Below are 21,624 nucleotides of genomic sequence, written 5' to 3' on the forward strand. Positions count from 1 at the left end.
CGAAGACCACCGCTACCCGCGAACCCGTTCCACCGCCACCTCCGTCCGGCAAGGACAAGCCGCGCGAGAGCATGTTCTCTTCGCTGAAGGTGCGTAACTACCGGCTCTTCTTCACCGGCCAGGTCATCTCGAACATCGGTACCTGGATGCAGCGCATCGCGCAGGACTGGCTGGTGTTCACCCTCAGCGGCAACAACCCGATCGCGCTCGGTATCGCGGTGGCGCTGCAGTTCCTGCCGACACTGTTCCTCTCGCTGTGGGCGGGGGTGCTGGCCGACCGCGTCGACAAGCGGCGGTTGCTGATCGGCATCCAGATCGCCGTGCTGGCGCAGGCGGTCGTCCTCGGTGCCCTCGACCTGAGCGGGATCGCCGTGCTCTGGCACGTGTACGTCCTGTGTTTCACGCTGGGTTGTACGGCGTCACTGGAAGTGCCCGCGCGGCAGTCGTTCGTCGCCGAGATGGTCGGCCGGGACAAGATCACCAACGCCGTCGCCCTCAACTCCTCGATCTTCAACATGGCCCGCATCGTCGGCCCGGCCATCGCGGGTTTCGCGATCACCTGGGTCGGCACCGGCTGGCTGTTCATCGCGAACGCGGCGAGCACGGGGGCCGTCATCGTCGCGCTGGCGATGATGAACCCCGACAAGCTCTTCCGCGGCCCGGTCATCCCGCGTGAGAAGGGGCAACTGGTCGAAGGGCTGCGGTACGTCCGGCGGCGCAGTGACCTGATGACCGTGATGGTGCTGGTGTTCTTCGTGAGCACGTTCGGCATCACCTACTTCACCTCGTTGCCGATCGTCGCCGCGAACGTGTTCCACACCAACGCCGACGGCTACGGCCTCCTGTCGACGCTGGTCGCCGTCGGCACCTTCACCGGCGCGCTGATGTCCGCGCGCCGCAACACCCGCGGCGGTCCGCGCGTGCGGCTGCTGCTGATCTCGGCGTTTCTGCTCGGCGCGTTCGAGGTGGTCACCGCGTTCATGCCGACGTACCTGAGCTTCGGTCTCGCGCTGATCCCACTCGGCTTCGCCACGATCACGTTCCTGAACACGGCGAACGCGCTGGTGCAGACCGCGGTCAGCCCGGAGATGCGCGGCCGCGTGATGGGCCTGTACGTGCTGGTGCTGATCGGTGGCAACCCCGTCGGAGGGCCGATGACCGGCTGGATGGCCGACGCCTTCGGCGGCCGCTCGCCGTTCTACATCGGCGGTGCGATCTCGGCGCTCGCCGCGATAGTGTGCGCCGTCGTGCTGATCCGGCGCGGTGGGGTGAGGCCGCCGGTGCGGCGGTTCGGCAACGGGCTGCGCGTGCTGAAAAGGGAGCGAGTGTGAACAAGCTCGGGGTCACCCCGGCGGTGACGAGCTGGAACGACGGCGAGGCCCGGTTCCTCGACTGGACGATCGACGGCGTCGAGCTGCGCACGCTGGTTCCCGCGCAGCAGCGGACGCCGTTGTTCCTGGACGACGATCGGTGGCGTGAGTCGGCTGTCGAGAACCTGTCGCGTTTGCTGGGCCGCCTGCCCGGTGACTTCGACGACGGGCGGGTCGCGCTGCTCTTCTGTCCGCTGTGCGGCGACCTCGGCTGCGGCGGGTACAGCGTCGAGGTCGTCTTCGGTGACGACGAGGTCGAGTGGCGCGCTTTCGGCTGGCAGTACGACTACGAGCCGTTCGACGACCCGGAGGAGCACCGGTTCACCGGGGCCCGGTTCGAGCGGAAGGCGTACGAGACCTTCCTCGGCGATCTCTTGTCGCGCTACCGGCCCTAACGGCCGAGCAGCGGCGGAACGATCTTCTCGGCGAAGGCACTCAAATCGCCGGTGCCCTTGAACTTCAGCGTCTCCCCGACCGGATCGGCGGTGAGTTGCACGACGACGGTCTTGTCGGTGACCTGCGCGGGCAGTCCCGCGATGACGGTGGTCGGCTTGACGGTCGAGGACGACGCGCTGTACTGCGCGGTCACGCCGTTCAACTCGCAGCCGGCGAAAAAGGTGGGTTTCGCCCCGTCCGCCGGGACCCCGAGCGCGCGGCCGAGTTCGCCGCACAGCAGCCAGGAGATCACCGGCCGGGGCTTGTCCTTGATCGGGCCCGGCGCGACCGTTTGCATCGGGATCTCGCCGTCTTCGCCGATTTTCGGCAACTTCGGTCCCGGCGGCATCGCGCCCGCGATCAGGGCCTCGGCGAGCGCTGTCGCCTTGTTCGCGGTCTCGGGGTGCCCGGTGATCCTGGCGCGGACAGTAACGTTCAGCACCGGCGAGGCGCCGTTGTGCGGGGCGACCTCGACCAGTTCGACACTCAGGCTGGTGCCGTCCTCGTCGGTGGCGACGACCGCCGTCTTACCGGCGACAGTGGTCTTCGTGGGCATCCCTCGGCTGGTGTCCTCGGGCAGCGCGGCGATCATTTGGGTGGTGACGTCGAGTTCCGCGGTCACCGCGTGACAGGCCGTGGAGACTTCGCGCAGCGTGCGGCCGCCTAGGAGCTCCTCCCAGCGCTGTTCCGCGATCGCCTGGCACAGCACCTGCGCCCCCGTCTCGTCCGTCAGCGCCGCCACCATCTCGCCCGTCGGCATCTCGACGGGGCGGAGCGCCTTCCCGGACTTCGACGGCCAAGTCTGGGGAAGCGTGGCTTCGGGCTTGTCGTCTTCGTTCAGGACGGTGATCGCGACGAAGGTCCCCACGCCGAACAGCAAGAGGACACTCGTCAGCGCACAGCCCGCCCAGATCCACATCGGACGGTCGGTCTTGCGCGCGATGGCGCGGTAGTCGTTCGGGGTGGCCACGGGGTGAAGCTAGCTCTTCGCGGCGCGCCTGTCCTGCGAAACGCCAACCTCTCGTGAGTGGTAATGACGGTTAGAACCGTCATTACCACTCACGAGACCAAAAGCGGCGCCACCACTTTCTCCGCCAAATCCCGCAGCTTCGTCGTCGAACCACCGAGCCACGAGAACCGCAGCCCCTGCCGCGAACCGTTGTCCGTCAACAGAACGCTCAACTGCCCGGGGCCCTCCGACGCGGGACGGCCCGCCACCGGCCCGCCTCGGAGCTCCGAAAGGACAGCGGTCTGCTCGACCCGGACCGACGTGTCGTCCGCGGCGGTCGCCGTGCACTTCCCGTCGATGTACGGTTCCGTGGCCTCGGCGGGAACTCCCAGCGCACGCTGGAGTTGCGTGCACAGCTTCCACGAGATTTCGGGCAGCGGAGCGTCGAGGATGCCCGCGCCCGGCTCGACGGTCTTCCGTTCGATGACGTCTCGCGCGTCGGTGGCGGGCAGCTTCGGACCAGGGGCGAAGGCCCCGGCGAGGACCGACTCGGCCAGTCCGAGCAGCCGGGTTTCGCTCTGGCCGTCCTGTCGCGGAACGCGCGTCCAGCTGGTTTCGATCCGGAGCACACGCACGTCCGTGTCGGACAGTTTGACCTCCACAAGGGACGGCGAGCCGCCCACGACGACCGCCGCCGGGCGTCCGGCGACGGTCACCTGCTTGCGCGTGCCCAGCCCGGTCGAGTCGGCCACGGGGGTCCGGTTCAGGGAGATCCGCACCCAGTCGTCCAGTCCGACCGCGTGGCAGGACTCGCCGTGTTCCACCTCGCGCAGGACTTCGCCGCCCATCAGCTGCGCCCAGCGTTCCGGCGGAACCGACTGGCACAGCACCTGCGCCGTGGTCTCCTTCGGCAGCGCCATCAGCATCTCGCCCGACGGCAGCGGAACCGGCCGCAGCGGTCGGCCGTTCTCCGACGGCCAGGACTTGGGCAGCTCCCGCGGCCCGAGTCCTTCTTCGTAGGTGTCGACCTTCGCCACGCACCCCGCGCAGAGTCCGGCGAGCACGATCGCCAGGAAACTCTTGACAGCCCATGTGGTCACGCGCGCACGCTAGCGGATCGCCGCCGGTCAGCGGCGCGAAACGGTCACTTCCACCTGACCGAGGGAGGCGGCTCCAACGCCTCCCTCAGATCGCCGCCGATGGCTTCGGCGATGTCTTCGGCCGTCCAGGCATCGCGTTCGAGGACCGGCTCCTTGATCGCGGTCTGACGCAGAACGCACAGGATGTCGCCGCGGAACCGGAGGATCTGCCCGGTGACACCAGCGGAAAGGTCGCTGAGCAGGTAGGTCACGAGCGGTGCCACCCGATCCGGGGTGTGCTGTGGGGTCTGGACGACGCTCGGGTCGTTCTGGGCCATCCGCGTCCAGGCCACCGGCGCGACGGCGTTGACCCGGATGCCGTGCGCGGTCAGGTCGGCCGCCCACGATGCGGTCATGGAGGCGACGGCGCCCTTCGAAGCCGAGTACGCGGCCGCGCGGCGTTGGCCGATCATCGACCCGGAGCCCACGTTCACGATCACGCCACCGCCCTGGACGCGCATGACCTTCGCCGCCGCGGTGCCGCAGTACAGCGGGCCCAGCACGTTGACCTCGACCACCTCCCGTATCCGGGCGGGGTCGTCGTCCCACGGGTCCGCGCGGTAGTTGACGCCGGCGTTGTTGACCAGGCCGTCGAGCGCGCCGAACTCGGCGACGCACTGGTCGATCAGCCCGGCGGCTTGTCCGGCATCGGCGACCGAGCCGCCGTGGGGCACGGCGCGCCCGCCCAGGGCGCGGATCTCGCCCGCGACTTCGCGTGCGAGGTCGGCGTCCACGTCATTCACCACGACCGCGGCACCCTGTGCGGCGGCGTGGTGCGCGAAAGCCCTGCCTAAGCCCTGTCCGGAGCCGGTGAGCACGACGGCCTTGCCGCTCAAAAGACTCATGGGCACAGTTTGCCGTCACTCGGACGGGTGAGATCGGCGTCTCTCCGCTGAACCCCTTGCCGGGGCAGATGAGGTTAGGCTAACCTCAGACACGTCCGCTTCGTGGTGGGAGCGGCAGTCAGTTCGGGAACGGACGAAGCCCCGCAGCCGGGTTACCCCCGGAGGCGGGGCTTCGTTCATGCCTGAGGTTCATGGTCGATGACCTCACCGGTCTGGTCAAGGCCGTACCGGCACGCGGGCGAGTTCGATCCCGAACTCCTTCCGGTAGACGTCCAGGATCTCCCGATCACTCGGCAGCCTGGTCTCCTCGCGGACGCCGTGGGTCGTGACGATGAGCTTGTCACCCGCCAGCGTGATCCGGCCGTGTTTGCCCGGCAGCGAACAGGTCGGCCCCTGGGTGAAATGCGAATCCGGCGACGTCGCCTGCCAAAACGCCGTCGGGACGAACTCGTCCAGCGCCCGTGGCCGCTGTTCGAGGCGGTACTGGGGCTCGCCGTCCCGGAGGACGTCGATGTCGCCGTACGGCGCGTCGAGCACCAGGAATTCGCCCTCCGGGTCGGCCTGCGCCTCGGTGGCGGTCAGCCGCAGCGGGAACCGGCTGAACCGGCCGAAGCCGACGTCGGCCAGCCATGGCTCGTCCAGCTCGACGCTGATCGTCGCGTGGTCGAACGGCGGCCCCAAGGTGCCGTCCGGCCGGAACACCTTCGCCGACTTCAGGGTGGCGTCGAAACCCAGCTCCCGCAGCAATGCGGCGAAGAGGCCGTTCAGCTCGTAACAGAAACCGCCACGACGCCGCCGGACGATCTTGTCGAACAGCGCGTCGGGGTCCAGGACGATCGGCTCGCCGAGGTGGATGCTCAGGTTCTCGAAGGGCACCACCGCGAGGTGGCGTTCCTGCAGCATGCGCAGGGTGGCGACGTCCGCGGTAGCGGGCCGGTCGAGACCTAGGCGATCGAGGTATGCGGCGACGTCCATGTGGTCACCCTCGCACCTCGACTTCGCTGGAGGTCAAGTTTCGCCGAGCGACGAAAAACGGGGCCCTCCCGGAAGGGAGAGCCCCGTTTCGTGGTGCGTGCTCAGCCGAGCAGCAGGCCGTTGCCGCCGGCGACGGCGTTGTCGAACCGCTTGGAGATCTCGGCCCAGTTGAAGATGTTCCAGAGGGCCTCGACGTACTTCGGCTTCACGTTCTTGTAGTCCAGGTAGAACGCGTGCTCCCAGACGTCGACCAGCAGGATCGGCGTGGTCGGCAGGACCAGGTTGTTGTGGTGGTCGCGCAGCTGCTGGGTGATCAGCGTCTTGCCGATCGGGTCCCAGGAGAGCGCGGCCCAGCCGTTGCCCTGGATCGTGGTGGCGACCGCGGTGAACTGCGCCTTGAACTTGTCGAAGGAACCGAACGCCTCGTCGATCGCCGCGGCCAGCTCGCCGGTCGGCTTGTCGCCGCCTTCCGGGGACAGGATCTTCCACCACACGACGTGGTTGGCGTGTCCGGCGAGGTGGAACGCCAGCGTGGTCTGCAGGCCGACGATGTCGCCGAAGTTACCGGCGTCACGGGCTTCGGCGATCTTGTCGAGCGTGTCGTTCGCGCCCTTGACGTAGGTCGCGTGGTGCTTGCTGTGGTGCAGCTCGTTGATCTCACCCGAGATGTGCGGCGCGAGGGCCGCGTAGTCGTAGTCGAGTTCGGGCAGCTCGTAGCGGGCCATTGGCCCTCCTTCTGTCTTCGACACAAGTTTCCATTGACGAACTTAGTCGTCTTCACCCGTGTGCGGCGACCGGGGCGCCGCGTTTCTCCCCAGGTGGAACGACTCGTCCTCAGCGGCTGTACCCAGTGTGCCAGCCGCTTGAAACCCACCTTGCTAGCTCCAGTTAGGTGGAGGTCAATGAGGTGTGACGGCGATCATCGAAGGAAAATTCGCTCAGGAAGCCCGATAAGCGTCCAGTTCGCTCGCCAGTTCGTCGAACACCGCGATGTTGCACTCGAAGGCCACGATCGCCTCCTCGATCAGCCGCGCGCGCTCGTCCTCGCTCCATGGCGCCGAGTTCAGCTGTTCACGGTAGTTGTCCCGGAACTTGGGCGCGCTGCCCAGCTGGTCGAAGTGGTAGAACAGCGAACCCGCCTCGCTCACCCCGTACTTGCGCTCCAGCAGCCGACGGATGACCTGGCCGCCGGCGATGTCGCCGAGGTAGCGGGTGTAGTGGTGGGCCACGAACCCGCCGGACCAGTGCGACGCCTCGGCCACGCGCCGCGCGTACCGCTCGGTCGAAGCCAGCGGGCGGACGGTCTCCCGCCAGTCCGGGCCGACGAGGTGTTCGAGGTCGCGTTCGAGGCTCGGCAGCCGCCGCAGCTCCTCGAAGACGAACTTGCCCGCCACCGGATCCTTCGCCAGCTTGTCGGCGGCCTGCTCGATGGCCTGATAGATGAAGTAGTACTGGATGGCCAGCCGGGTGTATCCCGCCAGCGACAGTTCGCCGCCGAGCAACGCGTTCATGTACACGGAGTGGTTGGCCCGCTCGTGGGCGGGCAAGGTGGAGGCGCGCAGGGTCGCGGAGAACGGCCCGGATTCGACGTCGGTGGTCACCGGCATGGACAGAGCCTCCAAGCATCGATCTGACATGCTGTCAGAAAGAGCGTAAGGCACAACGGCGGGTTAGGCTACCCTAATTTTCGGGTTTTTCCCGGTCACTCCCGCATTCCCACCGCTCTGAGCACGAAGCGAACGGCTCCTTCGATGGCGTCGTCCAGCCGTTCGGGTGGTACATCGACGACCTGACGGCTGCCCAACGCGGCGGTGATCATCGGGATCAAGAGCTCGGGGTCCTCCTCCGGCACCCCCTCGGCGAGGATCTCGCGCAACTGGCCGGTGATGGGGTCGGCGTGCGCGCTGATCCGCCGGTACGCGGCGGGCGCCAGCGCCGAAGCGAGCGCCGTCCCCGGCGGCAGGTGGTACTCGGCCAGCACCCGCAGCTGAAGCCGGACGAACGTCGAGAGCTTCTCGACCGGGGTGTCGGCGGTCGCGACGGCCGCCTTCAGCCTTTCGACGTACCGTGTCGCCTCATCCTCGACGAAGGCGACCAGCAGGCTTTCCTTGTCGGGGAAGTGGTTGTACATCGCCGTGCGGCCGAGGCCCGCTTCGGCGGCGACACCCGCGAGGGTGATCGCGTCGAATCCGCGCTCGTACAGCTGTCCGCGCAGGACGTCGAACACCCTGCTGCGGACCTCGCGCCGGTGTTCCTCCAGCGACCGGCCGATGATCTTGGGCAAGAGCCACCTCCCTGGGAGATGACTCTAAGCCTCGAGCGACCAGGTGTGCACCGGCGTCTCGGTCGCCGACAGCTCCAGGTATCGGCCCAGCATCCGGTGCAACGCGGTCTCCCGCTCGGCGCCGCGCTCCTCCGCGCGCAGGACGTACTCCCGCTGCCAAGCCGCGCCGGTCCGCCTGGTCAGGCATCGCTGCTCGATGACACCCAGATAGCGCTCTCTTGCCTCGTCGGAAACATCCGATCGGCGTAATCCCTCGTGTGCCAGCGGAAGCAGGACCCGCAGCACCAGCTCGTCCGGCGGGATCCAGCCGATACCCGGCCAGTACAACTGCGCGTCGAAGCCTCGACGCGCCCCGGCGTACATGTTCTCCTCCGCCGCCTGGAACGACATCTGTGTCCACACTGGACGGTCGGCTTCGGCCAGTGCCCGCTGCGCGCCGTAGAAGAAGGCGGCGTTCGCGACCATGTCGATGACGGTCGGGCCGGACGGCAGCACCCGGTTCTCGACCCGCAGATGCGGCAGACCGTCGACGACGTCGTAGACCGGCCGGTTCCAGCGCCAAACGGTGCCGTTGTGCATCCGCAGTTCGGTGAGTTTCGGGGCCTGCCCGGAGTCGAGCGCTTCGACCGGGTCCTCGCTGTCGGTCTCGGGCAGCAGGCCGGGGAAGTACCGGACGTTCTCCTCGAACAGGTCGAAGATCGACGTGATCCACCGTTCGCCGAACCACACCCTCGGCCGCACGCCCTGGTTCTTCAGCTCCTCCGGCCGGGTGTCCGTCGCCTGCAGGAACAGCGGGATCCGCGTCTCGTGCCAGAGGGTCTTCCCGAGGAGGAACGGCGAATTCGCGCCGACCGCGATCTGCACGCCTGCCAGTGCCTGCGCCGCGTTCCAATGCGCCGCGAACTCCTCCGGCGCGACCTGCAGATGCAGCTGAACCGAGGTGCAGGCGGCCTCGGGCAGGATCGACTCGGAGTAACTGCGCAGGCGCTCCGGCTGCCTGCCCGGCAGCGGCGCCCCCTCCATCGAGAGCACGGTCCGCTCGCCGCGCGCGGCGAAGATCCGGTCGTTGAGCAGCGAATACCTGGCATTGTTGGTGAGCCACTTCTGGTCGAAGTGCTCATGCCGAAGGGTGGGGAGGATGCCGATCATCGCCAGCGAGGCACCGGACTCCTCGGCCTTGCGCGCGGCGGCGCCCAGATACGCGCGGAGATCGTCCTCCAGCTGCAGCGCGGACTCGCCGGCCAGCGGCCGGGGCGGCACGTTGAGTTCCAGGTTGTGCTGGCCGAGTTCGGTGGTGAAGGAGGGATCGTTCAGCGCTTCGAGCACCGTCGTGTTCGTCATCGACGGGCGCAGTTCGGCATCGACGAGATTGAGCTCCACTTCGAGCCCGATGTTCTTGCGCGGGAACGAAAAGCTCCCGTCGGTGAGCATGCGGGCGAGTGTGTCGAGGCAGCGCTGGACTTTCCGGCGGTACCGTCCGCGGTCCTGCGGTTTGAACGGGTCCGCCGAAAGATCCTTACCCATGTTCGTCGAACTCCTCTTGGCCAAGATCCGCGGGGTTCCAGGCGGGACTGCCAGGCGGGCCAACGGTTTCACGGCTCGTAGTCGCCCGGCTAGCGGCCAAACTGGTGCTCTCTGTCACTAGGGGTTAACTTACAGCAAAAAGCAGCCGTTCGTACCAGCGAACGGTGGACGATCGGACCAGTTCGGCTCGCAGAGGGTGCGATGACACACTCTCCCGGTGGCTGAACTGATCACCATCGACGACCCCGGTGACCCCCGGCTCGACGATTTCCGCGACTTGTCCACAGCCGATCGGCGGCCCGATAGGCCAGGTGGGCGTGGCTTCGTAATCGCCGAAGGCACCGTCGTGGTGGAGCGGCTGCTCAACTCCTGGTATCCGGTACGGGCCTTGCTCGGTGTGGAGCGGCGGTTCCGGGAATTGGGCGCCGAACTCGACGGTGCCGGCGCTCCCGGCTACGTGACGTCGGCGGAGACGATGGCCGACGTCGTCGGCTTCCATCTGAACCGGGGGATCCTGGCCGTCGCGGACCGGCCCGTTCCGCCGCCGACCGTCGAGGACGTCCTCGACGGCGCACGCGTGCTCGCGGTGCTGGAAGGCGTTGGTGACCACGAGAATCTGGGGTCGCTGTTCCGCAACGCGGCCGCGCTGGGCGTCGACGGGGTGCTGCTCGGGGCCGGCTGCTCGGACCCGCTGTACCGGCGCAGCGTCCGCGTTTCGATGGGGCACGTCCTGCGCGTCCCCTTCGCCACGTTCGGATCTTGGCCGGATGACCTGAATCTGCTGCGGGAACGCGGGTTCCGTATCGCGGCCCTCACTCCTCGTGCGGATTCCGTTTCGCTGCGCCGGTTACGGGAGCAAACGCCGGAGAAGGTCGCGCTGATGCTGGGCGCGGAAGGACCAGGCCTGACCGACGCGGCCATCGCCGCCGCCGACGTCGCGGTGCGGATCCCGATGCCGGAGGGCGTGGATTCGCTGAATGTCGCCACGGCGGGCGCGATCGCGTTCTACGAGACGCGTCCACCGCTATCGTGAGCACCCGAGCGATCACGAGGAGAACCCATGGAATTGCGGATCCGTGAGGGACGCGCGGTGCTGGCCGGGCCGGGCGGCGAAAGCGCGCGTGAGGTGGACCCGCACTCCCTCGCGATCGGTTCGGACCTCGCTCAGGCACTGCACGAATGGGCGCGCGTCGCGTCCGCCGTCAGCACCGCCGCCCGCCCCGGCGACACCGGCGCCGAAGCCGCCTCCGTGGTCTCCCAGCGAGGGCGCCAGCTCGCCCAGCGGCTCGCCGCCGCGATGGGCACCTCGGTCCGCTTCGTCGACCCCGTCTCCGGCGACGGCGTCATCGTCGACCCGCCCGCCCCCGCGCCTCGCAGCGAACTCGCGCGACGGCTTTTCGGCACCCCGGACCCCGCCGGGGAGCCGACACCGTGGTTGACCGGCCTGACCGTTTCCGCGTTCGTCGCGGCCGTGGTCGTGGTGGCGATGCTGGCGCTGGCGAACACCCTCGCGCGGGAGACCAACGGCTGGCTCGCGCTGATCGCCTCCGCCGTCGTGACCGGCGGGATCACGCCTTCGCTGTGGCTCGCGCGGCGGGTGCCGATCGTGCGGTGGGCGTCCTTCGGTGCCGCCGCGGGGATCGTGATCGCTTGGATCGGCGTGTTGATCGTCGTCTTCTAGGGGCGGCGAGCGGGGTAGTGAAGGCCTCCTTGCCTAGCTTGAGGGCAGGGAAGGAGACCTTCACGGCTCAGGCACGCTTGTAGAACTTGAGTATCGGACCGTTCGCCTGCGTAGCAGTCTGTCCGTAGAGCACATAACCGTGGAACCCGGCGACTTGCGTGATCAGCTCCACGGACATCTGGTACGCGCGCATAGGGAATTGCACGTGGAGGCTGCCGTTGAATTCGCGGGCGAGCCAGCCTGCCTTGGTGGTGCGCGGGAACAGGTTGGTGATGAAAGCCGCCGGAACAGCGCCGACGAAGGCGGCCAAGAACAGCAGGGTGGCCATCGGGCTTTCGAATTCCACGGGCGCGCCGACGACCACGCCCGCGATGACGAGCAGGACGATGACGACGGCGGGCGCGAGGTAGTTCAGCCAGTGGTAGCGGAAGTGCCGGAATCCGGTGGGTGGCGCCAAGGGGAGCCGTGGTGGCGCGGGATTCCGGCTGAACAGAAGGAGCCGATCGGTCGGATCGGCGAAGTCGGCCGCGACGCGCAAACCTTCCGTCGCGGCGACTTGGGCGGCGCGACGGGCGGAGAGTTTCGCGTGTTTGAGGCTGATCCAGACGTGGTCCGAGTCGCTGAGGTGGTTGAGCAGCCGGCGTTCCCGGTCCGCGTCCGGCTGGTCGGGCCAGTCGAAGACGGGCGTCGGCGGGCAGTGCTGCGGGGAGAACTGGAAGCTCAGGCAACCCTGGAACATCGACGGGATCTCCAGGTAGCCGCGGCTTCCGGCGATCCCGCGGAGGCCGTCGGGGTCGACTTGCCATTCCAGCGGCGACACGTGGACGTACGGGGTCCCGACGAACACTTCGGAACGTAACCGGTTGGTGCGGATCAGCCAATCCTGCATCAAAATCCCCTGACCAGAGGGTACTGATTCCATGGCCGGTGATCCACTCAGTTCACTCAGGCGGCTGTGTCTCGCGCTGCCGGAGACTTCCGAACGGCTCAGTCACGGCGAGCCGACGTGGTTCATGCGCGGCAAGAAGACGTTCGTCATGTACGCCGACCGCCATCACCACGTGGGCATCGGAGTACGGCTGGACGTCGACGTCGACTGGGCCGAGATCGAGCGGATCGTCACCGACGCGTAGTGCCTCGTGGCGCCGAAATCGCTGATCGCGCAGGTCCCCGGACGCACGTAATGGCCCCTCCGCCGGAAGGGGCCATTACGTGCGAAGTCAACCTCGTTGGGATCGGACGCCCAGTAAGACGTCCTCCCAGGATGGAACGATGGGGTGGTTCTTCTTCCCCTTCGCCCGTGGGGCGGGTTCGGCCACTTCCTCCGGCTCGTCAGCCGGAAGTGGTGACTCGACATCTTCTTCGGGTTCCGCGATGGGCGCGTCGATCACTTTCGCGACCGGCTCGTCCGGTACCGAATCCAAGGTGGGCTGGATGACCGCGTCCCGGCCGGGATCCAGCGCCCGCACCGTGCGCGGGGCACGGTAGGCGTTGGGGTTGAGCAGGACTTCGGCGTTCTCGTCGAGCGCCTGCACGGTGCCGCCGTGCGCGCCGGGGGAGAACGACCAGTGCGCGCGGTTGTCCGAGCGGCCTGCCTTCCAGCTCAGCACGACGACCCACTTGCCGTCGTCGCCGCGCCAGGAGTCCCAGGTCGCCTGGCTGTAGTCGTGGCCGCGGAGACCGAACGAGTGCGCCATGACCTCGCCAAGCGTCTGCACGTCGGGGCCGTCTTCGCGGATCGGGTGCGCGCGCTGGGCCAGCTCCGCCGTGCGCGAGCGTTCGAGCAGGACCGGGTACGCGAACCGCTCGACACGCTGCACGGAGACGCCGGCGCTGCTCGCGACCTGCTCCACGGACTCACCGGCCCGGATTCGTGCCTGGATCTCGCGTGGCCGCATTTGGCTCTCCAACTCGATCTCGATCTGGCCGAGGCGGGTGATGTCACCCCTCGCCGCCGCTCGCAGCCTTTCGTCCGCGGGGAGCAGGAAACGCGTGCGGCTCGCCGGGTCCTCGCACACGATGGACTTACCGTCCTCGTGTAGCCCGACCACCCGTAGCGCTCGCATTCTCGCCTCCCCTGCTCTTCACCTTTGTGGGTGTCCACGGTAATCCGGCGCGTCGGCTTGACGTGTGAGGCGCGCCGATGTCATGTGTCCTGCTCACTATTTTGTTCGTGGCAGCAAGTGCATTCTGCTGGAGCAGGACGCGGTCCGCCGTGTGACGCGCTGGACACGCACAGTCACGATCGGGGGAATCTACGGCAGGCGCGTCCGGACCACCAGTCCGCCGCCCCGGCCGCCGGGTTCCGCGCTCGCGGTCCCGCCGTGCGCCTGGGCGATGGACCGGACGATCGACAGCCCCAGCCCGGCGTTGCGCGAGTCGCCGGTCCGGTCGCCCGAAAGCCGCCGGAACGGCTCGAACAGCGCGGGCACGGCGTCCAGCGGCACTTGCGGGCCGGTGTTGCGCACCACCAGCGCCGGATCGCCGCCGAGGTCGACGTGGACCCAGCCGCCCTCGTGGTTGTAGGTGATGGCGTTGTGCACGAGGTTCGTGACCAGCCGTTCCAGTAACACGGGGTCACCGGACACCGTCCGCGGCCGCAGCCGCGACTCCACGGTGACGCCCGCCTCTTCGGCCATGTTCGAAGCCGAGCGGATGACCGTCGCCGCGACCTCGTCCAGCCGGACGGGGCCGCGCGTGGTCAGGCCGCGATCACTGCGCGCGAGAACGAGCAGGCCCTCGATCATCCGTTCGCTGCGTTCGTTGGTGTAGATCAGGTGCTCGCCGAGTCTCCGGACCTCCGGGCTGACGTCGGGATCGGCCATCGCGACCTCGACCAGCGTGCGCTGCACCGCGAGCGGGGTGCGCAGTTCGTGGGAGGCGTTGGCGACGAAGCGTTTCTGGCTGTCGAACGACACGGCGAGCCGGTCGAGCATGCCGTCGAAGGTGTCGGCGAGTTCCTTGAGTTCGTCGTCGGGGCCGTCGAGGTCGATCCGCCGGTCGAGGTTCTCCGCCTCGAGTTTCCGCGCGGTCGAGGTGATCGCGTGCAGCGGCCGCAGCACGCGGCTCGCCATCAGCCAGCCGAGCAGCACCGCGAGCGCACCGGCGATCGCCAGAGCCACCAGTGACTGCCACAGCAGGGCGGAAAGGACGTCCGAGCGGTACTCGGTGATCGAGGTCGCGACCAGTTGCGTCGCCTCCGCGCGCTCCACGGGCAGGATGGTCGTCGTGTCCAGGGGGTACGCCCGCTGGACCGCGATGCCCGTGGCGTCGGTCGCGAACGCCGCGGTGTCCGGCAGTGACGAACTCACCAGCAGGTAGTTCACGATCAGCAGCGCGAGTCCGACGAGCAGGAAGGCGCCACCGTAGAGCGCCGTCAGCTTGGTGCGGACCGACAGCCGGAGCGGTTTCACGACCCGAACCGGTAACCGGCGCCGGGTACGGTCTCGATCAGCGTCGGCTCACCGAGTTTGCGCCGCAACGTCATCATCGCCACCCGGACGGCGTTCGTGAACGGATCCGCGTGTTCGTCCCACGCCTTCTCCAGCAGGTCCTCCGCGCTGACCACGGCTCCTTCGGCGCGCATGAGCACCTCCAGTACCGCGAATTCTTTGGGGGACAAGGGAAGGAACCGGCCGTCGCGCGACGCCTGGTGCCGGGGCAGGTCGAGGACGACGCCGCCGCGTTCGAGCACCGGCGGCAGTGCCGGCCGCGCCCGTCGCGACAGCGCCTGCACCCGCGCGACGAGTTCGGCGAACGCGAACGGTTTCGTCAGGTAGTCGTCGGCGCCGAGGCCCAGCCCGGCGACCCGGTCGTTGACGTCGGCGGCGGCCGTCAACATGAGGACCCGCGCCTCGCCGCCGGTTTTGAGCACCGCGGCGCAGACCTCGTCGCCGTGCACGACCGGGAGGTCCCTGTCGAGCACGACCACGTCGTAACCGTGCACCCCCACCCGGTCCAGGGCCTGTTCGCCGTCGTAGCAGACGTCGACGGCCATGGAGAACCGTCGCAGGCCCTCGGCGATCGTGTCCGCCAGAAGCCGCTCGTCTTCCACCACCAGCACTCTCACCAGGTCAGTCTGCCCCGGGTGGGGGTAAGCACGGGATAAGCGTGACTCAGCCGAGCATCGGTAACCTCGCATTTCGTCCTCTAAATGCGGTAGTTGCACGCGCAAGGAACGCATTCAGAGGACGAAATGCGGTCGGCCAGCGTGCTGGTTCACCCGTAAAGACGGCAAAAAGATCCGACCTCTGTACCGCTGAGTGGGACGGTAAGCGCGACATAAGCGACTTCGCTTACCGCTCCGGAATCGCTTCCTCCGTAGAAATCGGCTCGTCAAGACGACCGAAGGAGCAGCGATGCGGAAACGACCGATGGCGGCACTGATCGCCGGAGCGGTCCTCGCGCTGGTGGCCGGCTGCGGTGGGGGCGGGGAGGGCGGCGACAAGGTCGCCTCGATCTCGACTCCGCCGAGTGCCGGTGCCGGAGACGGGAAGCAGCAGGCCGACAACGTGTCCGACGAGGACAAGATGCGCAACTTCGCGAAGTGCATGCGGGAGCACGGCATCGACATGCCGGATCCCCAGACCAACGGCGGCGAGCAGGGCACCATCTCCATCGAGGCGGGCGCAGGCAGGCCCGACGAGAACAAGATGAAGGCCGCGAGCGACGCGTGCCGGAAGTTGTTGCCGAACGGCGGTGAGATCAAGCCGCCCACGCCGGAAGAGCTCGACAAGATGCGCAAGGAAGCCAAGTGCATGCGCGAGCACGGCATCGACTTCCCGGATCCCGATCCCAGCGGCAAGGGCGCCGCCATGACGATGGACGCCGGTGACCCCAAGAAGTTCGAAGAAGCGGCGAAGGCCTGCGGTCTCGGCATGACCATGAGGGCGGCCCCGGCGAAATGAGCGAACACGAAGGACCCGGCGGCGTGCGGCGGTCGCGCCGGGCACGCTGGTACGTCGTCGCGGCGGCTCTCGTCGTCGTGGTCGGGACGGCCTCGGTGGTCGTGATGACCAGGGTGACGTCGGAAGCAGGGCAGGTCGGGCAGGCGCCGCCGCCGGTGGAGACCGCGAAGGTCGAGAAGACCGATCTGCGGGAGGAGGAAGAGGCGAACGGAACCCTGGGCTACGGCGCGGAAAACTCGCTCTCCGGCCGGAAACAGGGCACCATCACGTCCCTTCCGGCCGCGGGCGAGGTGCTTTCCCGGGGCAAGGCGGCGTACGGCGTCGACGCGAAACCGGTGCCGCTGTTCTACGGCACGTTGCCGTTCTTCCGCGATCTCGCGGACGGCGCGACGGACGGCCCGGACGTCAAGCAGCTGGAAGAGAATCTGAAGGCGCTCGGGTTCGGCGGCTTCGGCACGCCCGACAAGAAGTTCACTTCGGCCACGGCCGCCGCGCTCAAGAAATGGCAGAAGTCGCTGGGTGCCGAGCAGACCGGAACGTTCGGCCAGGGCGACGCCGTCCTCGCGCCGGGCGAGATCCGGGTTTCGCAGGTCGCCGCGCAGCTCGGCGGCCCGAGCGGCGGCGAGCTGCTGAAGTACACCGGCACCGAGCGTGTCATCGAGGTCAAGCTCGACGCCGACAAACAGGCGATCGCCAAGGAAGGGGACAAGGTCGGGATCGACATCACCGGCGGCAAGACCACGACGGGTGTGGTCACCGAGGTCGGGAAGGTAGCGGAGTCCGGCAAGGATGCCGCCGGACAGGACGACGGCAAGCCGAAGATCAAGGTGAAGGTCAAACTGGACGACCCGGCCGCGGCGGGGTCGCTCGATTCGACGCCGGTCTTGGTGCGCTTCACCAAGGAAGTCCACAGTGGAGTGTTGGCGGTCCCGGTCGGGGCGCTGCTCGCGCTCGCCGAGGGCGGATACGCCGTCGAGGTCGACGAAGGCGGCAAACGGCGCCTTGTCGCGGTGAAGACCGGACTGTTCTCCGGCGGCCGCGTCGAGATCACCGGAACCGGTCTCGCCGCCGGGACGCGGGTGGTGACGACGTCATGACCCCGGTGCTGGCCGTGCGCAACGCCTCGCGCACCTATCCCGGCGAGGTGCGCGCGCTGCACGAGGTGACATTGTCCATTGAGGACAGAGAGATGGTCGCGATCGTCGGGCCGTCCGGTTCGGGCAAGTCGACGTTGCTGCAGCTGATGGGCACGCTCGACCGGCCGACCAGCGGTGTCATCGAGCTACGCGGGCACGACATCGCGAAACTGCCGGACCGCAAGCTTTCCGCGTTGCGGTCGCGGTGGATCGGGTTCGTGTTCCAGCAGTTCTTCCTCAGTGAGGGAGTGAGCGCTGTCGACAACGTCGCGACGGGACTGCTGTACGCGGGCGTGCCGCGGCGGAAACGGCACGAGCGGGCGCTGGCGGCGCTCGACCGGGTCGGCCTCGCGCACCGGGCGGGCCATTTCCCGAACGAGCTCTCGGGCGGTGAGCGGCAGCGGGTGGCGATCGCGCGGGCGGTCGTCAACTCGCCGTCGATCCTGCTGGCCGACGAGCCGACCGGGAACCTCGACACGGGCAACGGCGCGGCGATCCTCAACCTGCTCGCCACGTTGAGTTCACAGGGAACGACCGTCGTGATCATCACGCACGACCGGGAGATCGCGGCGGGTGTCCCGCGGCGGATCGAATTGCGGGACGGCCGGATCCGGCTCGACACCGGAACGGGGGTGCTGGTGTGAGCGCACCCGTTCTCGACAAGACGCCGGATCCGGCCCGGCTCGGTCCGCGTGACGTGCTGACCCTCGGCGCGCACGGGATGCGGACGCGGCCGATGCGCGCGGTGCTGTCCGCGCTCGGCATCGGCATCGGGATCGCCGCGATGGTGGCGGTGCTCGCGATCCCGGCATCGGGCGCGAAGGCGTTGCAAGACCAGTTGGCCGCGCTCGGCACCAATCTGCTCTCGGCCGGGCCGGGCAAGACGATGTTCGGCGGCGACGCGACCCTGCCGGACAGCGCGGTGCCGATGGCGAAACGGATCGCGCCGGTGACGGCGGCGTCCGCGACCGGGACCACCGGCGGAACGGTGCGGCGGACGGACAAGATTCCCAAGGACGAGACCTCCGGCCTCGGCGTCTACGCGGCGACACCGGATCTCCTGGACGTCGTCGGCGGAGCGGTCCGCACCGGGCAGTTCCTCCGGGACGCCACCCGCGACTATCCGGTCGTCGTCCTCGGTTCAGTCGCCGCCGCGCGGCTCGGGATCGACCACATCGACCAGGCGAAGCCGCCGCAGGTGTTCATCAACGGGCACTGGTTCACCGTCGGCGGGATCCTGGGCCCGATGCCGCTCGCGCCCGAGATCGAGCGGTCGGCTTTGGTCGGCTGGGACGTCGCGAAGCGGCTCCTCGGTTTCCAGGGGCACCCGAGCACGGTCTACGTCCGCGCGAAGGACTCGCAGGTCGAGAACGTCCGCTCGGTGCTCGCGCAGACGATGAACCCGCAGGCGCCCAACGAGGTCGAGGTGCGTCGTCCGTCGGAGGCGCTGGAGGCGCAGAAGCTGACGGAGAACACCTACAGCGCCCTGTTCCTCGGGCTCGGCGGGGTGGCGCTGCTGGTCGGCGGCGTCGGGGTCGCCAACACGATGGTGATCTCGGTGCTGGAACGGCGCCGGGAGATCGGCCTCCGCCGTGCGCTCGGCGCGACGAAACGTCAGGTCAGAGGCCAGTTCCTGGCCGAGTCGGTGCTGTTGTCCGGCTTCGGCGGGATCGCCGGGGTACTGGTCGGTGTGCTGGTGACCTCCGCGTACGCGTTGAGCCAGGGCTGGCCGGCGGTGCTGCCCGTCGGCGCCCTGCTCGGCGGTGTCGGGGTCTCGGCACTGGTCGGTGCGGTCGCCGGTGCCTATCCGGCGATGCGCGCGGCCCGGCTCCCGCCCACCCAGGCCCTCGCCTAGAACGCGTTTCGTCCTCTGGATGCGGTAGTTCGCGGTGCCAACTACCGCATCCAGAGGACTACTTGCACGGAAGTGGTGGGTAATCTCGCCAGGTGCTGGTGGGATTGTCGGGGCGAAGGCTCGCGGGGGCGCTGATCGCGCTGGAAGTCGTCGTGGTCGCAGTTCTGTTCACCCTGAAGGTGTTCGACGGCCAGGACCTCGAGGTCTACATCGGCGGCGCGCGGCTCCTCGTCGACTCGGGCGACCCGTACGGCACCTGGGTGCAGACCCACGGCGGCTGGCTGCCCTTCACCTACACGCCGTTCGCGGCAGCCGTGTTCCTGCCCGGCACGCTGCTGTCCGCCGCGGTGGCGACGAGGCTGGTCGGCCTCGCGTCGATCGTCGCGGGCGGCATCGTCGTGTACCTCTTCGTCGCGACGCTCAACGGCTCGCTCAGCGACCGCGCCGATGTCCGCGGTCGCGCCATCGCCGTACTGGCGGCGATCGGGGCGCAGGCGGCGGGCGGATTCATGGAGCCGGTCCGCTCGACGCTCGGGTTCGGCCAGATCAACACCTTGCTGATGCTGATGGTCGTGCTCGACGCCCTGCTGCCGGGACGCGCCCGCACCAAGGGATTGCTCGTCGGTGTCGCCGCCGCGATCAAGCTGACCCCGGCCGTGTTCATCCTGTTCTTCTTGTTCCGCAAGGACTTCCGCTCGGCGGCGCGGGTCGCCGCCGGATTCGCCGGCGCCGGGTTGCTGATGTGGCTGATCGCGCCGGGCGCGTCGGCGAAGTTCTGGACGAACATCCTCTTCGACACCAGCCGCATCGGCGATCGCGGTTATGTCGGGAACCAGTCGCTGCGCGGAATGCTCGCGCGGTTCGGGCTCGGCTCGGCGGAAGACGTCGTCTGGGTACTGGCCGCGTTGGTGGTGGTCGCGCTGACCGCGTTCGTGATCGCGCGAGTCGCGGAACCGGTATTCGCGCTGACCGCCTGCGCTATCGGCGGGCTACTGGTCTCGCCCGTGTCCTGGACGCACCACTGGGTCTGGTGCGTGCCGATCCTCGTGCTGCTGATCTGGCCGCGATCGATCGTTTCCTACGCGCTCGCCGTCGTGACGGTGGCGCTGTTCGTCGTCGCGCCGATGTGGCTCGCGCCGCGGCCGGCCGGGAACTTCGGCTGGTGGCTGGCGACGGAATCCTTCGTGCTGTACGGCCTTGTGCTGCTGGTGCTGGCCGCGGTCTTCCCCCGGCGCGCGAAGTGTCATGAGGGGTCCCCATAGGACAAACTTCGTCCTATGGGGACCCCTCATGACATGCGCACGGACGGCTAGCTCAGCCCAGGCGCTCGACGACGTACTCGATGCTCTGGGTCAGCTTCGTGATGTCGTCGGGGTCGATGGCCGGGAACAGGCCGACGCGCAGCTGGTTGCGGCCCAGCTTCCGGTACGGCTCGGTGTCGACGATCCCGTTGGCGCGCAGCACCTTCGCCACCGCGGCGGCGTCCACCTCGTCGGTGAAGTCGATGGTGCCGACGACCTGCGAACGCAGCGACGGGTCGCTGACGAACGGCGTCGTGTAGCTGGTCTTCTCGGCCCATTCGTACAGCCGGGTCGACGAGTCGCGGGTGCGCGCGGTCGTCCACTCGAGACCACCGTTCGAGTTCATCCACTCGATCTGGTCGGCCAGCAGGAACAGCGTCGACACCGCCGGGGTGTTGTACGTCTGATCCTTGCGGGAGTTGTCGAGCGCGGTGGTCAGCGACAGGAACTCCGGGATCCAGCGGTCGCTCGCGCCGATCTCGCCGATGCGCTCGACCGCCGCGGGCGAGGCCAGCGCGATCCAGAGGCCACCGTCGGAGGCGAAGGACTTCTGGGGCGCGAAGTAGTAGACGTCGAAGTCCTCGGCCTTGACCGGCAGGCCGCCCGCGCCGGAGGTGGCGTCGATCGCGACGAGCGCGCCTTCGCTGCCCTCGGGGCGGCGGACCGGCACCGCGACCCCCGTGGAAGTCTCGTTGTGGGCCCAGCCGACCAGGTCGGCACCGGCTTCGTAGGCGATCTCGGGCGCGCTGCCCGGGTCGGCCTTGACGACGATCGGGTCGGCGAGGAACGGGGCGCCCTTGGTCACCGTGGCGAACTTCGAGGAGAACTCGCCGTAGGTGAAGTGCTGCGCACGCTCGCGCACGAGCCCGAACGCGGCGGCGTCCCAGAATGCGGTCGTCCCGCCGTTGCCGAGGACCACTTCGTAGCCTTCGGGCAGGGAGAACAATTCGGACAGACCCGCACGCACGCGGCCGACGAGGGACTTCACCGGCTTCTGGCGGTGAGAGGTGCCGAGGTAGGTGGCACCGGATTTCGCCAGGTTGGCCAGCTGCTCGTCGCGGACCTTGGACGGTCCGCAGCCGAAGCGGCCATCGGCCGGCTTGAGGTCCGCAGGGAGGGTCAACTCAGGTGCGTCGGTCATGTGCCCAGTCTCTCAGGTCGGGATGGGCCTGCTGACAGTTGGTCTCGTGTGTCCGGCATGTGGGAATCGGGAACGCGCTCCC

Annotated in this window: 23 protein-coding genes; 10 read left to right on the forward strand and 13 right to left on the reverse strand. The window is 68.4% G+C overall.

What is annotated here, in order from left to right; translation table 11 throughout:
• Positions 1 to 71 precede the first annotated feature (71 nt).
• Together ACZ54P_RS24630 and ACZ54P_RS24635 are read left to right on the forward strand one after the other, a co-directional pair.
• Positions 72 to 1,331, forward strand: coding sequence for an MFS transporter (locus tag ACZ54P_RS24630; RefSeq protein WP_465464063.1), 1,260 nt, complete (start codon positions 72 to 74; stop codon positions 1,329 to 1,331).
• Positions 1,328 to 1,765 carry a hypothetical protein gene (locus ACZ54P_RS24635; protein ID WP_465463912.1) on the forward strand — a complete coding sequence of 146 codons (438 nt, stop codon included), beginning with the start codon at positions 1,328 to 1,330 and terminating at the stop codon, positions 1,763 to 1,765. The genes ACZ54P_RS24630 and ACZ54P_RS24635 overlap by 4 nt, the downstream gene beginning before the upstream one ends.
• On the opposite strand, the gene ACZ54P_RS24640 is transcribed toward ACZ54P_RS24635, so the two are convergent.
• The 8 genes from ACZ54P_RS24640 to ACZ54P_RS24675 all read right to left on the reverse strand — a co-directional run bounded on the left by ACZ54P_RS24640 (position 1,762) and on the right by ACZ54P_RS24675 (position 9,521).
• A complete protein-coding gene (locus ACZ54P_RS24640; protein WP_465463913.1) occupies positions 1,762 to 2,775 on the reverse strand; it encodes a hypothetical protein in 1,014 nt (337 codons plus the stop codon). The two genes, ACZ54P_RS24635 and ACZ54P_RS24640, sit on opposite strands and share 4 nt — an antisense overlap.
• An 89-nt stretch (positions 2,776 to 2,864) precedes the next feature.
• Positions 2,865 to 3,854: a hypothetical protein gene (locus tag ACZ54P_RS24645; protein ID WP_465463914.1), complete on the reverse strand. Its 990-nt coding sequence runs from the start codon at positions 3,852 to 3,854 to the stop codon at positions 2,865 to 2,867.
• Positions 3,855 to 3,898: 44 nt separating this feature from the next.
• Positions 3,899 to 4,738, reverse strand: a complete 840-nt coding sequence (locus ACZ54P_RS24650) for an SDR family NAD(P)-dependent oxidoreductase (protein ID WP_465463915.1) — start codon at positions 4,736 to 4,738, stop codon at positions 3,899 to 3,901.
• Positions 4,739 to 4,954: 216 nt separating this feature from the next.
• On the reverse strand, positions 4,955 to 5,713 hold the full coding sequence (locus ACZ54P_RS24655) for an arylamine N-acetyltransferase family protein (RefSeq protein ID WP_465463916.1): 759 nt from the start codon (positions 5,711 to 5,713) through the stop codon (positions 4,955 to 4,957).
• 101 nt (positions 5,714 to 5,814) lie between these two features.
• Positions 5,815 to 6,438 carry a superoxide dismutase gene (locus ACZ54P_RS24660; RefSeq protein WP_061984929.1) on the reverse strand — a complete coding sequence of 208 codons (624 nt, stop codon included), beginning with the start codon at positions 6,436 to 6,438 and terminating at the stop codon, positions 5,815 to 5,817.
• Positions 6,439 to 6,651: 213 nt separating this feature from the next.
• Positions 6,652 to 7,320 (reverse strand): biliverdin-producing heme oxygenase, encoded by a 669-nt coding sequence (locus ACZ54P_RS24665; RefSeq protein ID WP_465463917.1) that lies wholly within the window; start codon positions 7,318 to 7,320, stop codon positions 6,652 to 6,654.
• A 95-nt stretch (positions 7,321 to 7,415) separates the two neighbouring features.
• The gene (locus ACZ54P_RS24670; protein WP_465463918.1) at positions 7,416 to 7,997 is read right to left on the reverse strand and encodes a TetR/AcrR family transcriptional regulator; all 582 of its coding nucleotides are present in this window, start codon (positions 7,995 to 7,997) and stop codon (positions 7,416 to 7,418) included.
• A 24-nt stretch (positions 7,998 to 8,021) separates the two neighbouring features.
• A complete protein-coding gene (locus ACZ54P_RS24675; RefSeq protein WP_061984923.1) occupies positions 8,022 to 9,521 on the reverse strand; it encodes a glutamate-cysteine ligase family protein in 1,500 nt (499 codons plus the stop codon).
• 217 nt (positions 9,522 to 9,738) lie between these two features.
• Between ACZ54P_RS24675 and ACZ54P_RS24680 the strand changes: the two genes are divergently transcribed.
• Together ACZ54P_RS24680 and ACZ54P_RS24685 are read left to right on the forward strand one after the other, a co-directional pair.
• Complete coding sequence (locus tag ACZ54P_RS24680; RefSeq protein WP_465463919.1) at positions 9,739 to 10,554, forward strand: TrmH family RNA methyltransferase; 816 nt, start codon at positions 9,739 to 9,741, stop codon at positions 10,552 to 10,554.
• A gap of 27 nt (positions 10,555 to 10,581) precedes the next feature.
• On the forward strand, positions 10,582 to 11,202 hold the full coding sequence (locus tag ACZ54P_RS24685; RefSeq protein WP_465463920.1) for a DUF2537 domain-containing protein: 621 nt from the start codon (positions 10,582 to 10,584) through the stop codon (positions 11,200 to 11,202).
• Positions 11,203 to 11,269: 67 nt separating this feature from the next.
• On the opposite strand, the gene ACZ54P_RS24690 is transcribed toward ACZ54P_RS24685, so the two are convergent.
• The gene (locus ACZ54P_RS24690) at positions 11,270 to 12,091 is read right to left on the reverse strand and encodes a hypothetical protein (protein WP_465463921.1); all 822 of its coding nucleotides are present in this window, start codon (positions 12,089 to 12,091) and stop codon (positions 11,270 to 11,272) included.
• Positions 12,092 to 12,122: 31 nt separating this feature from the next.
• Here ACZ54P_RS24690 and ACZ54P_RS24695 point away from each other — a divergent pair, with 31 nt between their 5' ends.
• Entirely contained in the window at positions 12,123 to 12,335 is a 213-nt protein-coding gene (locus ACZ54P_RS24695; RefSeq protein WP_465463922.1) for a hypothetical protein, read from the forward strand.
• 87 nt (positions 12,336 to 12,422) lie between these two features.
• Here ACZ54P_RS24695 and sepH read toward each other — a convergent pair whose 3' ends face one another.
• The 3 genes from sepH to ACZ54P_RS24710 form a co-directional block, all read right to left on the reverse strand.
• On the reverse strand, positions 12,423 to 13,268 hold the full coding sequence (gene sepH / locus ACZ54P_RS24700) for a septation protein SepH (RefSeq protein ID WP_465463923.1): 846 nt from the start codon (positions 13,266 to 13,268) through the stop codon (positions 12,423 to 12,425).
• 189 nt (positions 13,269 to 13,457) lie between these two features.
• On the reverse strand, positions 13,458 to 14,615 hold the full coding sequence (locus ACZ54P_RS24705) for an ATP-binding protein (protein WP_465463924.1): 1,158 nt from the start codon (positions 14,613 to 14,615) through the stop codon (positions 13,458 to 13,460).
• Complete coding sequence (locus ACZ54P_RS24710; protein ID WP_465463925.1) at positions 14,612 to 15,271, reverse strand: response regulator transcription factor; 660 nt, start codon at positions 15,269 to 15,271, stop codon at positions 14,612 to 14,614. The genes ACZ54P_RS24705 and ACZ54P_RS24710 overlap by 4 nt, the downstream gene beginning before the upstream one ends.
• Before the next feature lie 289 nt (positions 15,272 to 15,560).
• Between ACZ54P_RS24710 and ACZ54P_RS24715 the strand changes: the two genes are divergently transcribed.
• From ACZ54P_RS24715 to ACZ54P_RS24735, 5 genes are all read left to right on the forward strand, one after another.
• The gene (locus ACZ54P_RS24715; RefSeq protein WP_465463926.1) at positions 15,561 to 16,109 is read left to right on the forward strand and encodes a hypothetical protein; all 549 of its coding nucleotides are present in this window, start codon (positions 15,561 to 15,563) and stop codon (positions 16,107 to 16,109) included.
• Positions 16,106 to 17,206, forward strand: a complete 1,101-nt coding sequence (locus ACZ54P_RS24720; RefSeq protein WP_465463927.1) for a peptidoglycan-binding protein — start codon at positions 16,106 to 16,108, stop codon at positions 17,204 to 17,206. The genes ACZ54P_RS24715 and ACZ54P_RS24720 overlap by 4 nt, the downstream gene beginning before the upstream one ends.
• Positions 17,203 to 17,889 (forward strand): ABC transporter ATP-binding protein, encoded by a 687-nt coding sequence (locus ACZ54P_RS24725; RefSeq protein ID WP_465463928.1) that lies wholly within the window; start codon positions 17,203 to 17,205, stop codon positions 17,887 to 17,889. The genes ACZ54P_RS24720 and ACZ54P_RS24725 overlap by 4 nt, the downstream gene beginning before the upstream one ends.
• Positions 17,886 to 19,100, forward strand: a complete 1,215-nt coding sequence (locus ACZ54P_RS24730) for an ABC transporter permease (protein ID WP_465463929.1) — start codon at positions 17,886 to 17,888, stop codon at positions 19,098 to 19,100. Before ACZ54P_RS24725 ends, ACZ54P_RS24730 begins: the two co-directional genes overlap by 4 nt.
• Before the next feature lie 92 nt (positions 19,101 to 19,192).
• A complete protein-coding gene (locus ACZ54P_RS24735; protein WP_465463930.1) occupies positions 19,193 to 20,362 on the forward strand; it encodes a glycosyltransferase 87 family protein in 1,170 nt (389 codons plus the stop codon).
• A gap of 52 nt (positions 20,363 to 20,414) precedes the next feature.
• On the opposite strand, the gene serC is transcribed toward ACZ54P_RS24735, so the two are convergent.
• Entirely contained in the window at positions 20,415 to 21,542 is a 1,128-nt protein-coding gene (serC, locus tag ACZ54P_RS24740; RefSeq protein ID WP_061984594.1) for a phosphoserine transaminase, read from the reverse strand.
• Positions 21,543 to 21,624 lie beyond the last annotated feature (82 nt).

This window comes from Amycolatopsis sp. NPDC034160 (assembly GCF_055575355.1).

Bases quoted from the DNA above. Each gene is read 5' to 3' on its own strand.
- ACZ54P_RS24715 (WP_465463926.1), top strand. From the start codon at position 15,561: ATGCGGAAACGACCGATGGCGGCACTGATCGCCGGAGCGGTCCTCGCG.
- ACZ54P_RS24725 (WP_465463928.1), top strand. From the start codon at position 17,203: ATGACCCCGGTGCTGGCCGTGCGCAACGCCTCGCGCACCTATCCCGGC.
- sepH (WP_465463923.1), bottom strand. From the start codon at position 13,268: ATGCGAGCGCTACGGGTGGTCGGGCTACACGAGGACGGTAAGTCCATC.
- ACZ54P_RS24720 (WP_465463927.1), top strand. From the start codon at position 16,106: ATGAGCGAACACGAAGGACCCGGCGGCGTGCGGCGGTCGCGCCGGGCA.
- ACZ54P_RS24660 (WP_061984929.1), bottom strand. From the start codon at position 6,438: ATGGCCCGCTACGAGCTGCCCGAACTCGACTACGACTACGCGGCCCTC.
- ACZ54P_RS24695 (WP_465463922.1), top strand. From the start codon at position 12,123: ATGGCCGGTGATCCACTCAGTTCACTCAGGCGGCTGTGTCTCGCGCTG.
- ACZ54P_RS24665 (WP_465463917.1), bottom strand. From the start codon at position 7,320: ATGCCGGTGACCACCGACGTCGAATCCGGGCCGTTCTCCGCGACCCTG.
- serC (WP_061984594.1), bottom strand. From the start codon at position 21,542: ATGACCGACGCACCTGAGTTGACCCTCCCTGCGGACCTCAAGCCGGCC.
- ACZ54P_RS24650 (WP_465463915.1), bottom strand. From the start codon at position 4,738: ATGAGTCTTTTGAGCGGCAAGGCCGTCGTGCTCACCGGCTCCGGACAG.
- ACZ54P_RS24655 (WP_465463916.1), bottom strand. From the start codon at position 5,713: ATGGACGTCGCCGCATACCTCGATCGCCTAGGTCTCGACCGGCCCGCT.
- ACZ54P_RS24675 (WP_061984923.1), bottom strand. From the start codon at position 9,521: ATGGGTAAGGATCTTTCGGCGGACCCGTTCAAACCGCAGGACCGCGGA.
- ACZ54P_RS24685 (WP_465463920.1), top strand. From the start codon at position 10,582: ATGGAATTGCGGATCCGTGAGGGACGCGCGGTGCTGGCCGGGCCGGGC.
- ACZ54P_RS24690 (WP_465463921.1), bottom strand. From the start codon at position 12,091: ATGCAGGATTGGCTGATCCGCACCAACCGGTTACGTTCCGAAGTGTTC.
- ACZ54P_RS24630 (WP_465464063.1), top strand. From the start codon at position 72: ATGTTCTCTTCGCTGAAGGTGCGTAACTACCGGCTCTTCTTCACCGGC.